The organism is Salegentibacter sp. (assembly GCF_041642575.1).
Lineage (GTDB): Bacteria > Bacteroidota > Bacteroidia > Flavobacteriales > Flavobacteriaceae > Salegentibacter.
The window spans coordinates 1-12,258 of sequence record NZ_JBEPWD010000065.1 but is presented as its reverse complement, the minus strand read 5'-3'; the positions used below and the strand labels follow the sequence as shown (position 1 = coordinate 12,258).

The 12,258-nt window shown below is 39.4% G+C and carries 7 protein-coding genes and 1 pseudogene; 4 read left to right on the top strand and 4 right to left on the bottom strand.

Annotated features, from left to right (window positions below):
* The 4 genes and pseudogenes from ACESK1_RS09825 to uvrA all read right to left on the bottom strand — a co-directional run.
* Positions 1 to 254, bottom strand: a pseudogene (locus ACESK1_RS09825) (transketolase); the annotation flags it as partial.
* 204 nt (positions 255 to 458) lie between these two features.
* Positions 459 to 3,269, bottom strand: coding sequence for a metalloprotease (locus ACESK1_RS09820; RefSeq protein ID WP_372920007.1), 2,811 nt, complete (start codon positions 3,267 to 3,269; stop codon positions 459 to 461).
* Between the two features lie 76 nt (positions 3,270 to 3,345).
* Positions 3,346 to 4,035 (bottom strand): TIGR00730 family Rossman fold protein, encoded by a 690-nt coding sequence (locus tag ACESK1_RS09815; RefSeq protein ID WP_372920006.1) that lies wholly within the window; start codon positions 4,033 to 4,035, stop codon positions 3,346 to 3,348.
* Positions 4,036 to 4,044: 9 nt separating this feature from the next.
* Positions 4,045 to 6,885 (bottom strand): excinuclease ABC subunit UvrA, encoded by a 2,841-nt coding sequence (uvrA, locus tag ACESK1_RS09810; RefSeq protein WP_372920005.1) that lies wholly within the window; start codon positions 6,883 to 6,885, stop codon positions 4,045 to 4,047.
* Positions 6,886 to 7,309: 424 nt separating this feature from the next.
* Between uvrA and ACESK1_RS09805 the strand changes: the two genes are divergently transcribed.
* The 4 genes from ACESK1_RS09805 to ACESK1_RS09790 all read left to right on the top strand — a co-directional run.
* A complete protein-coding gene (locus ACESK1_RS09805; protein WP_372920004.1) occupies positions 7,310 to 8,326 on the top strand; it encodes a response regulator transcription factor in 1,017 nt (338 codons plus the stop codon).
* Between the two features lie 227 nt (positions 8,327 to 8,553).
* A complete protein-coding gene (locus ACESK1_RS09800) occupies positions 8,554 to 10,206 on the top strand; it encodes a hypothetical protein (protein ID WP_372920003.1) in 1,653 nt (550 codons plus the stop codon).
* A gap of 164 nt (positions 10,207 to 10,370) precedes the next feature.
* A complete protein-coding gene (locus ACESK1_RS09795; RefSeq protein WP_372920002.1) occupies positions 10,371 to 11,762 on the top strand; it encodes a hypothetical protein in 1,392 nt (463 codons plus the stop codon).
* 77 nt (positions 11,763 to 11,839) lie between these two features.
* Positions 11,840 to 12,258 (top strand): hypothetical protein (locus ACESK1_RS09790; RefSeq protein WP_372920001.1); only part of this gene is annotated, 419 nt, incomplete at its 3' end.

The window sequence follows — 12,258 nt, the reverse complement described above, 5'->3', positions numbered from 1 at the left end:
ATCGCCATCATAAAAGTTTGATCGCGGTAATAGCCAGACCTGAAATCTCCATTTTTAAAGGCTTTCGCCATCGCAAGTTGAGGCACTTCCTTTCCATCTCCAAAGATCCCGAACTTAGCTTTTCCGGTAAGAACTTCGCGTCTTCCCAATAGGCTGCATTCGCGACTGGTAACCGCTATTCGGTAATCCTCAAGTACCTGGGTCTTGAAATCTTCAAATGAAATTGAATCTTTAGTCTGAGTTTCGCTTTGCATGAACATTCATTTTATTGAATAACAAATGTAACGAAAACTATAATTATACACAATTCATTAAAACCTGAATATTTTACGAAATAATTAATTAATCATCGCTAATTTATATTATGTGAAATAAAATAATGAAATTGGGAGTTTTAGTTGAAAATTATGTAATTCAGTTAACTGGATACTTTAAAATGGGAATTAGATAATTCTTTGTTAATACCACCTTCGCGTGAAGAGTTTGATTAGGGTATTGATATCTAGAGAAACAATAAAACGTATTTTTTGATCGTAGTTTTCCTGGCCCAGTTCCCAGCCTATACTTGAATATACAGGAAAGAAAACTTCAAAATAATCATCTACAAGGCTAAGGCGCAAGCCTGAATCATAAAGGAATTCCGGGTTTTGGAGTTTATTTTTTACCAGGCCGGCATCAGCATAGACGAAAATGAATTTCCATAAATTGGTGCTGGCATTTACAGTACCAAGCCATTGATTGGCATATTCGGGTTGAAGTTGGGATTTAAAACCTCCTTCAGCAACAATGATTTGCTGACTGAAAAGCCCGCTGCCCTGGCTTCTTCCGTAGTAATTGTAATCGAATAAATAATCGGTAGGACGATCGAGTGCAAAACTGAAATAGTCTGTGTTTGTGTTATCGTTATATAAGAATGCTCCCGCGAAGAATCTTAAATTGATTTGGCGGTTATTTTTAAAAAGTTTCCTGTACTCCAGGCTCATAGAGACTTTGCTGAATTTTTCGGCCAACTGGTAATCGAAGGAAGCCGATTGAAAATCCATGAGATGCGGTTTGCTGTACTGGTAATTTATGTTGAAAACATTATAATCTGGCCGATCCAGGGGCACTGCTGGATTCCTGTCCCGTCTAACATTTACATTTCTTATCAATAAACGTTGCCGTTCGTTATTCCTCAAATCTTTATCTCTGAAGAAAAAACCTATATAAGGAGTGTATTTCTCGTAGAAAAGGTCATAATTATAAGAGTATCGGGAACCACTGATTCCGTAACGTATGGAATGTAATTCTGAATTTTCAAACTGCTGATTATACATAATGGAAGCAGAACCCACTATGGTTTTACTATTAAATCCGTATTTGGGAGAAATATTAAATTCGAAATTTCTTCTCAATATGGTTTTGTTATACATCTTGGGCCCAATAGAAACCCCATCGTAAAGGTTGAAGTCAAATTCCGGCATAAAGAAAACCTGGGTATAACGCGGGTCTTCAATATCCTGTAAAAGCCTGAATTGAAGTGGCTTATTAAGTAACTTTGTCACCCCTTTATAATTGTCCCTTTGATTGACTTCGGGGATTTTTCCTTCATAATTTAAAGCCAATCTGTCAATATCTTTCCGGGGAATACTAACGGTCTTTTCTTTAGTGAAATCATCGACCCAGGTTTTAGAGACAATATGGCCGTCCTTTAGGCCGTATAGTGAAACCGGAAATCCGTTACGGCGTTTATTTTTTACTGTAACTCTAAGGGAATCTTTGGTCTTTACCAGATTACTTATTCTGAAATCGATTTTTTCGTTTTTATCTACATAATTATCAAAGAACCAGGAAATGTCTTTATTAGCGGCTTCCTTCAGAGAGCTTTCAAAATCTTCTTCAGAAACAGGCTTCATTTTATTTTCCTTATAGAACTTCTGAATGGCAAATCTTATAGAATCGTTTTCAAGATAATCTTCAAGATATTTTATTCCAACTCCCGCCTTATAAGAGTTTGCAATATTTCTGTTGAATTTTATCAGAGAATCCTGGGCTGAGCCTAATGGCTGATCCAAATTGAGCCGCACAGTATTCATATAAAGAAACTGATATTGGTCGTTGAATTCAAGATCGGCGGCATGGAACCACCTTATTCCTATGATATCACTAAGATTACCGATTAATTTCATCCTGGGATAATAAGTATCTACATAGTCCATCATAAGAGATACCAGAATAGCATCATTTACCCATTGTTCTTCCCTGGGATTAATGTGTATTGAATTCTTAAGCAGATTATTCGTGATGGTTTTAAACAGTTTGATATCATACTGAAAACCATCGGGAAAAGGCCTGATAAATCCGGGGAGTTGGTTAAGGCCATAGATAGGGCTGTTTAAATAATCTTCCTGGGTAACAAACAGCGTACTATGCGGGTAAGGCCCCAGCCGTTCATAATTGAACTTTACAATTCTATCAAGGATGGCACGTTTTGTTATTGAAGGGAGCCCGTCATCTTCAACATCGGTTAGAATTTCGTGGGAATGGGCATATTCAGATTCAAAAAGATAACTTCTGGTGAGATAGAGTTTAGATTCCATTCTATTCAATCCCACAAGCTGAACAGTTTTTATACCCTCAGAGGTATGGGTTGCTCTTTTTGCAAGTGCACTGGCTATGTATAAATTCTTAGGAATACTGAGGGTTATATCCAGGTTTGCGGGAGGAGTAAACTGATTCCCAAGATTACGATGACTAAAAATCTGCCAACCGTCGCGGTATACTGCCGCGTTAATATACCAGTATCTGATCTTATAATTCCCAACCTCATCTACGCCATAACGGGTAAATTTATCTGACGGAATTTTTAGCTTGTAATCAAGATGAATTTCAAATTCCTCGCCGGGAGCTAAGGCTTTTGGGAGTTCTATTTTAATAATATCAGGGTGCAGATCAAGCCTGATCCAGTTAAGATTTTCTCCGCCTTTTTCTGTTAGGGAGTTTACAGAGGTGCCGCCTCTTTCAATTTCTTTGGAAAAATGAAAACGCCGGGAAAATTCTTCAGCAAACCTACGCGCCAGGGGAGTGGATTTACTACTGAAAGCATTCGCCCAGTCATTAAGATAAATCTCCCTTAAAGTATCTTTGCTTTCATTCTTATATACCAGCTCCTGTTGGATATCAAAAATCCGCAGAGAATCATTTAACTGCGCATTTATGGTTATGGAGTTTTGAGAAAAACCCCAACCAATTCCTGTAAAAAACAGCAGGTAAAAGAATATATGCTTCAAGGGAAATTGAACTATTTAGCGTGTAACAGAATTTTGCTAAATATAATCAAAGTTTAGTTTCCGGATAGAGAATATATTAGAAGTTAGGACTAAGATTATACTCATCGTAGAATTCATTGAGTATCTCAATAACTTCGTCTTCGGTATCAACAACCTGTACCAGGTCCATATCGGGCTCACTAATATTTTGAAAGCTATCTAAAAGTGTGGTTCTTACCCAATCTACCAGACCACCCCAAAATTCAGATCCCACCAAAATTATTGGAAACTTGTCGATCTTATGAGTCTGGATCAGGGTTATTGCTTCAAAAAGTTCATCAAGGGTTCCAAAACCACCTGGCATCACTACGAAGCCCTGAGAGTATTTTACGAACATTACTTTTCTTACAAAGAAGTAATCAAAATCAAGGCTTTTATCATTATCAATATAAGGATTGTCATGTTGTTCAAAGGGCAGATCTATATTAAGGCCAACTGAGGTTCCTCCTCCAAGGTGTGCTCCTTTATTTCCCGCTTCCATTATCCCGGGGCCACCACCGGTAATCACACCATATCCATTTTCTACAATCTTTTTGGAAATCTTTTCAGCCAGTTTATAATATTTTTGATCGGGTTTTGTTCTGGCCGATCCAAAAATAGAAACACAAGGACCAATTTGGCTCAGCTTTTCATAGCCGTTAACAAATTCACCCATTATTTTAAAAATAGCCCAGGAATCGTTCGTTTTTATTTCGTTCCAGGCTTTATTTTTTGAACTCGTTCTCATATTAGGTTTTTAGTTTTTTAAGTGTAATTCTTTTTTAAGGTATGGCGCCGTATAGCCTTTTCCCGATTTGGCTACTTCTTCAGGAGTGCCTTTTGCGATAAGTTTTCCGCCATTTTTTCCTCCTTCAGGCCCAATATCAATAATATAATCGGCCATTTTAATGACGTCCATATTATGTTCAATAATTAAAACGGTATTGCCTTTATTGGTCAGTGTATTTAAAACCTCCATCAGCACCCTTATATCTTCAAAGTGCAATCCGGTTGTGGGCTCGTCTAAGATATAAAAAGTATTTCCGGTATCTCTTTTGGAAAGTTCAGTGGCCAGTTTTATCCGCTGGGCTTCTCCTCCTGAAAGCGTAGTGCTTTGCTGTCCTAAGGTGATATATCCCAGGCCTACATCCTGAATGGTTTTTAGTTTCCGGTATATTTTAGGAATCGCTTCAAAAAAATGCGTCGCATCGTTAATAGTCATTTCAAGTACATCTGAAATAGACTTTCCTTTATATCGAATTTCCAGGGTTTCGCGATTAAAGCGTTTTCCCTGGCAGGTCTCACATTCCACATAAACATCAGGAAGGAAATTCATTTCAATCACCCTGAGACCGCCTCCCTTACAGGTTTCACATCTTCCTCCTTTTACATTGAAACTAAAGCGTCCCGGTTTATAACCGCGAATTAAAGATTCAGGGGTTTTGGCGAAAAGATTCCTTATTTCTGAAAACACTCCCGTATATGTAGCCGGATTGGAGCGCGGAGTTCTTCCAATTGGTGTTTGATTGATATCGATCACCTTATCGAGATTGTCCAGGCCTTTAATAGATGTATAAGGCAAAGGTACTTTCACCCCATTAAAATAATGGGCATTCATAATAGGGTAGAGCGTTTCGTTGATAAGCGTAGACTTCCCGCTACCTGAAACTCCTGTTACCGCTATCATTTTTCCCAGTGGAATTTTTACGGAAACCTTTTTAAGGTTATTTCCTGTAGCTCCCTTTAATTCGATGGATTTTCCGTTTCCTTTCCTTCTCTTTTCCGGAACTTCAATTTCTTTGCTGCCATTGAGATATGCAGCGGTTAGCGTATCATGCTTTTTTAATTCAGCAGGAGTGCCTTCACTAATGATCTCTCCTCCATGTTTCCCTGCTTCAGGACCTATGTCAATCACATGATCGGCGCGCTCTATCATGTCTTTGTCGTGTTCAACAACGATAATGGAATTTCCGAGGTCACGAAGCGCAACCAGGGAATTGATAAGTTTTTCGTTGTCCCGCTGATGCAAGCCAATGCTGGGTTCATCTAATATATAAAGGACACCTACCAGCTGAGATCCTATTTGAGTCGCCAGTCTAATCCGTTGTGCTTCTCCTCCCGACAGGGATTTTGATCCCCGGTTAAGGGCCAGATAGGTTAATCCAACATCTACCAGGAATTGTATTCTGGTTCTTATTTCTTTAATTACTTCTGAGGCAATCTGGTTTTGTTTATCGCTAAGATGCTTTTCCAGTCCCTTAAACCATTTGGCAAGATCGCTGATGTCCAGCTGAGCGAGTTCAGCAATATTTTTATCGTGGATTTTAAAGTACAACGATTCCTTTTTTAAGCGCGTGCCCTGGCATTCCGGACAATCGATCTTGTCCATATATTCCTTGGCCCAGCGCCTAAGCGAAGTAGAATCGTTATTATAATAGGTGTTTTCAATAAAGGTGGCTACTCCTTCAAAATCGATCTTATAGTCACGGGTAATTCCCAGGGTTTTAGATTCCTTGGAAAATTTTTCCTTTCCTCCGTACAAGATCAGGTCCATCGCAGGTTTGGGGATCTTTTTAATTGGGTCTGAAAGCTTGAAATCAAACATTTCTCCAATTAGTTCAAGCTGGGAGAAGATCCAGTTCTTTTTCTGTGGACCGTGCGGAGCGAGTCCCCCTTTTTGGATACTAAGATTAGGATCAGGAATGATCTTATCGATATTTACCTTGAATAAACTACCAATTCCGTTACAGGATTCGCAGGCTCCTTTAGGAGAATTAAAGGAAAAGGTATTAGGCTCGGGATTTGGATACGAGATTCCGGTGGTAGGACACATCAGGGTTCGACTGAAAAAACGAATTTCCCCGGTTTCCTGCTCCATGATCATTAGCACATCATCGCCATGATACATTGCGGTGTTTATGCTTTCATCCAGGCGTTTATCGGCTTCGGTCTTATCATCAATTTTGAGACGGTCTACAACAATTTCTATATCATGGGTCACGTATCGGTCCAGTTTCATTCCTTTAACGATATCCCTTATCTCTCCGTCGGTTCGCACTTTTATAAAACCCTGTTTTGCAATTTGCTCAAAAAGTTCACGGTAATGACCTTTTCTTGAGCGTACAGCCGGAGCCAGGACATTTACTTTTTTTCCTTTAAAATCCTGGAGAATAAGGTCTTTTATCTGGCTATCGGTATAGCTCACCATTTTCTCCCCCGTGTTGTAGCTATATGCTTCCCCGGCCCGCGCATATAAGAGTCGCAGAAAGTCATAGATCTCTGTAATGGTACCCACGGTACTCCTGGGGTTTTTACTGGTGGTTTTCTGCTCAATAGCGATAACAGGAGAGAGTCCGTCGATCTTATCTACATCAGGACGTTCCAGCCCACCCAGGAATTGCCTTGCATAGGCCGAAAAAGTTTCAATGTACCGGCGTTGCCCTTCCGCATAGATCGTATCAAATGCAAGTGAAGATTTCCCCGAGCCTGAAAGTCCGGTGATAACCACCAGCTTCTCCCGCGGAATCTTTACATCTATGTTTTTCAGGTTATGGACCCGGGCCCCTAAAACCTCAATATATTCCTCGAATTTTGCCATATTTTTAAACAAGGTGGCAAAGGTACTTAAAGTGTTGCTAACTAAAAAGGAAGCTTATTTTCACTGCTGTTAATTTAGATGTAATTTTTTTGTTCCCGCTTATCGTCTTTTAGAATTTTTTGAGAAACAGCAACTCTAAATGCTTTGTTAAACAAAACTTTATGGTTGCATAAAATTTCTATTTAGACTGTTAAAACCGATTCTACATCAAGGATTTAACGTATTGGATGTCAGGATAATATTACAGAAAATTTTTCCGAAGAATGGGTAATTTCACCTATATTTGAAATAGAAGTTACTTCCCCAAATCTTTAATTATTCCCCCCGGATGCCAAACTGCAGATTTCTGCGAGTTTGAGACTATTGCCCCAAAATAGTTAGTATCGCTTATTAACCAGTGCCCTGGCACGCTAAAATATATGGAATGATTACAGATAAAAAGCAACTGCTGTTGATTACCAGCAGAAGTGAGCTCGAGAGAGGCGTTAATGAGGGGCTAAGTATGCATTTTGAAGTTCATACAGCAAGCTCCCTGCATACAGGATTCAATTGCGCATTGAATTTATTACCGGACATTATTTTGATAGATTATGCTTCTTACAGGTCCGGAAGAAATTTTAAGAATATTTCCAATTTTAAATCCACCCATTTTCTAAATAAGGCCTGGCTAATCGTTTATGCTGAAGAAGGCCTTAAGATGGAGGTAGAAAGCCGGTTTAGAAGAGTGGTAGACGAGTTTATTTATTCTTCCTCTATACCATTGCTTTGCGGCAAGATCATCAAATTGGTTTATGCGAATAATTCGCTGTCTAATTTTTGGAAGGATTCTTTTATGGGCTTATTCAATTTGATGGCTAAACCGGTGGTTTTACTTCAGCAGGATGAAATTATAGCGATGAACGATTCCTTTAGACAGCATTTCAGAATTGAGAGTACTAAAGGACTGAAATTAACCGATCTCGTTCAATGTGAAAATAAGCCAAAAGTAAAAAATGCGCTCCGCAATTTTGGCAGAGGCAAACACATGAAAGCCAGCACTAAAACTGCTTTAATGCTAAAGTCCAATAAAGTTAGGGATGCAAAGATCAGTTTCTCAAAGCTCAATAAGAACTATGGAAATCATTTTATAATGATCATAGATTTTAACGGTGATGAAGTAATGGTAAATCCTAAACTGGGCACTAATTCTGAGATGGTAGAGAATTGTTTTAAAGAGAACAGCAATATCCCTGAGTACAGTTTTACCAAGAGAGAGAAAGAGATCATTAAATTACTTATAAAGGGCTACAAAACCAAGGACATATCCTCTACATTGTTCATCTCTCCTAAAACTATAGAAAAGCATAGGTCCAATATCATAAAACGAACTAATTCTGAGACTATACTGGAGAGTATTATTTATGCTATAAACCATAAGCTTATTGATTTTCAGCAAGCTTGAAAAATAACATGATTCAATATTGCGGGTTTTCCCCTATATCCTCCGCAGATAAATTGAAGTACTTTTAATTATGAATTTAAGGATAAGATAGTCACCCCACTTCCATCTTATCTGTACGTGAACTTTCCCCAACGATTGGCTTTATTGCATTTTGATAGATCACCCATTTTGGGTACCTATATATTTATTAACCATTCTAAATTAATATTAACTAAAAACTCTTAATGATGAAAAACTTTAAGTATTACTTTTCAGCAGTTGCGCTTTTCGCAATGCTATTTACTTCCTGTAGTAAGGACGATGAATCTTCAATAGTCGAAAATCAGGAACAAGCGACCCTTTCCTTTGCATCAGCTTTAAATGACCTTATGGATAGTGCCACCAAACAAATGGTTGGAGACACAGAAATTCCACTATGTAGTGATGATGCGCCCGCCTATGTACATATTGTACTTACCGGTGAGGAAAATGTTGGTGAAATGGGCGATCCTCATATGATCCCCGTAAATGAAACTCCTATTGAAGAGGATGGGGAAATGGTTTATTTCACAGAGGAATCAGCCGACCTGGAACTCACTCCCGGAGACTACCAACTAACTTATTTTTCAGTCTACAGTGAAGACGATGTTTTAATCTGGATGGCGCCAATGACAGGTGGTGACCTCGCAGACTTCGTTGATACTCCTTTACCACTTGATATTTCGCTTGGTGCCGGAGTTAAAAAGTATGTAGACGTAGAAGTCTTGTGTTTTGATGATCGCCTGGTCAATGAATACGGTTACTTATTCTTTGATATTATAGGGAAAGAAGCTTTTGAATTTTGCTTCTTTGCAAACTACTGCGATGACAATGGACGTCACTATCCTGCTCGCTATTCTGTAGATATCTGGCTGGAAGGTGAAGATGAAATGCTGTACTCTGGTGAAATTAATACTGTTGATGCCACAGGTGAAGATCCATCTGCAGATCCATTATGTTTCGCACTTCCAAATATCGCTTCTTACGGAGATGATGTTGAATACATCCATTATGAGATCACTTTACTTGACTGGGATGGAGTATATGGTCCTGTAGGAGATTATACCGAAACCGGTTCTCTAAGTAGAAATGAAATCGAAGCCAAATTTGACGGAGATGACAACGTAGATTATGAGCACATCCGTTTCAACTGTGGGGACACACCTATCGATGATGACGATGGTGATGGAATTCCTAATGATGACGACAATTGTCCTAACGACTATAATCCTGATCAACTGAATTCTGATGAAGATAGCTTCGGAGATGTTTGTGATAACTGTCCTTTCGTAGATAATGAAGATCAAGCCGATTCAGATGAAGATGGTGTAGGTGATGCTTGTGATGTATGTCCAGGTGAAGACGATACCATTGATGAAGATGAAAACGGTATTCCAGACTGTCTTGAACAAGATGATAACGGTGACGACTGCGAAACAGATCTTGATAGCTGTGAAACCGCCTTTATGGTTGGTAATTACACCCTTCAGGACCTGGAATTAGGAAACAACCGTTGGGGATGGGCTCTTAATTTTGACCTTGAGGATGGTACCTATGAGTATCCTATCTATGCCGCTGCTGGTCAAAACGATACCGACAAGGGATTCCTTGTTGGAGTAGTTACCCTTGAAGTAGACGGTGATGATGTTGAAGTAGATATCGATCTTTGCGATGGTGCTGATGCGGAAGGCGGACATCTGTATTTCGATGATGACGATGCGCCAACAACAACAGCTCCCGGACAATTCGGAAATGATATTTCTGAATTTGATGACGAATTTAGCTGGAGTACTGAATATTCCGGTGACGGCGACTTCTGGTTGGTGGTACACCTGGATGTTTGTCCTGGTGATATGGACTAAGCAATGTTAATGTAGTAAAATTAATATCCGGTTCTCCGTTTTTGGAGAGCCGGAAATTAATTCACTGTATGATACCTTGAGATTAATGAAAATTCAAAGGCCATCCGGCCATCTCAATAATTTTATTAACCATTCGATTACTTATTAACCTTAACTGTTTAATTATGAAAAACTTTAAACTATTCCTTGGAGGTTTCGCGGTTTTCGCGATGCTTTTCACCTCCTGTAGTAAGGACGAAACTCCGTTGATCGAGAACGGAGGCGAGAAAGCAACCCTTTCCTTTGGAACACTGCTGAATGACCTTGTCACCACCAGCAGACAACAGGCCGATCTCGGTATTCCGACCTGTGTAGATGATGCACCAGCCTATGTTGAAGTGATTTTAACCGGAGATGAAAATGTTGGAACCGAAGAAGATCCTTTGGTGATTGATGTGAATCCAACTCCTATCCAGGAAAATGGAGAGGATGTATGGTTCACTCAGGAATCCGGAGATCTTGAATTAACACCTGGCTCTTATACCTTAACATATTTTGCCGTTTTTAATGCCAGTGACGAAATGATCTGGCTTGCACCAACCACTGGTGGGGATCTTGCAGATTTTGTAGATAATTCCCTTCCAATTGACATAAACCTTGGTGCCGGAGTGAAAAAATATGTAGATGTAGAGGTACTTTGTTTTGATGACCGAATGGTCAATGAATATGGATACCTGTTCTTCGATATTATTGGAAAACAAGCCATAGAGTTCTGTATTTTCGGAAACTTCTGTCCTCCAAGTGGAAGACACTATCCAGCTGCCTTTAGTGTAGATGTATGGGTATGGGAAGATGGCGAAAAAGGCACTCAGCTTTATGATGATCTAAGCAATACCGTAGAATTAAATGACGACGGAGATTATGCAGGAACACCATTATGTATGGCCTTACCAGATACCAGCGGAGATGATGAATACTATTATGAAATCACGTTGTTAAGCTCTGATGCCTACGGAGATGTTACTGAAGAAATAATTAGAGTTGGTACTATCACCGATACTGAAGTAAAAAGCTTCTTTGATGGGGAAGATAACCTTGATTACTGGCACTTCCGTGAAGGTTGTGAAACCGGAGACGAGCCTCCTATTTTCCAGGATCCAAGAGACGATGCAAAACACTATAAAGCCTGTCTATATCCTGAAAACGGATCTGAGGTATTTGGCTTTGCATACTTCAAGCTTGAAGACAATATGCTAAGAGCAACAGTAATGGCCACTAATCTTGAAAGAGGAAATAATCGCAGACATCCACAGCATATTCATGCGGGAGATGATTGTGACGATTCAGGTGCACCAATCTTTGACTTAAGAGAACAAAACGGGGAATGGCCAAATGCCTTCTCTAGTTGGGGATCGCTTAATTATAACAGGGAGTTCACTCTTAGCGGAACTGAATTAGCTGCTTTAGGAAACTTAGCCGACAGAACCATCAATATCCACGGGATGACCGTAGATGATGAGTATGTTGCCGGTCTTCCAGTAGCATGTGGAGCAATCGATTTACATGAATTTGATTAAACTTTAAAGGGAAGGGCGGTATGCCTTTCCCTTTTTTTTACCAAACACTTTAATAACCATTCTTAAATTATTTTATTATGAAAAATTTTAATAAGTACATGGGGGCCATTGCGATTATTGCAATGTTATTTACTTCATGTAGTAAAGAAGAAACTGATGTTTTACAGGATGATGCCAAGGCTACCTTGTCTTTTAGCACTGTCCTAAATGATCTTGTAAATGACAGCAAGCAACAAGCCGATTTAGGTATTCCTATCTGTACCGATGATGAACCTGCCTATGTGCACGTAGTTCTAACTGGTGAAGAAAATGTGGGAACTACGGAAGATCCATTAATGATCAATGTAAATCCAACACCTATCCAGGAAGATGGGGAGGATGTATGGTTTACCCAGGAATCTGCAGATCTTGAATTGATACCGGGTGATTATGTCTTAACTTATTTTGCGGTTTACAACGCAGATGATGAAAGGATTTGGCTTGCTCCAACCAGTGG